At 31.0% G+C, this 533-nt stretch carries 1 protein-coding gene; it reads left to right on the top strand.

Annotated features, from left to right (window positions below; translation table 11 throughout):
- On the top strand, nucleotides 1-347 hold a 347-nt coding region (locus tag HMPREF2897_RS02875), incomplete at its 5' end, for a helix-turn-helix domain-containing protein (protein WP_141751278.1).
- Nucleotides 348-533: the final 186 nt, after the last annotated feature.

Genomic DNA, 533 nt, shown 5'->3' on the forward strand with positions numbered 1-533 from the left:
TGATGATTACTAGTTTACCTATGATGAATGAAGTCATTGGCAATCCTTTATTAGATAAGTTTATGAAAGATTTAATCATACAAATATTAGCAATGGTCTCAGAACAAGAACGAAATGAAAGTAAACGTCGACAAGCTCAAGGTATTCAAGTTGCGAAAGAAAAAGGTGTATATAAAGGGCGTCCGTTACTTTATTCAACGAATGCAAAGGATCCTCAAAAACGCATTATTTATCATCGAGTTGTGGAAATGTTAAAAGAAGGCACAGCTATCAGTAAGATTGCGAAAGAAGTTAATATAACAAGGCAGACTGTTTATAGAATTAAACACGATAATGATTTGGTTTAATAAACTTTACTTCGATGCAAATGAGAGCTTCTCACAGCATTTCAAAACAGATGATCATAATCTGTTATGACCTTTTAATAATAAAACAGGAAAAGGGAGCGTAAATATGCGCTCTCTTATTTTATATGTATTTATTTAGCAATAAAATTTACGGTTCTGTTGCAAAGTTGAATTTATAATATAATT

Origin of the sequence: Staphylococcus sp. HMSC065D05, assembly GCF_001813195.1 — a bacterium.
GTDB lineage: Bacteria > Bacillota > Bacilli > Staphylococcales > Staphylococcaceae > Staphylococcus > Staphylococcus epidermidis.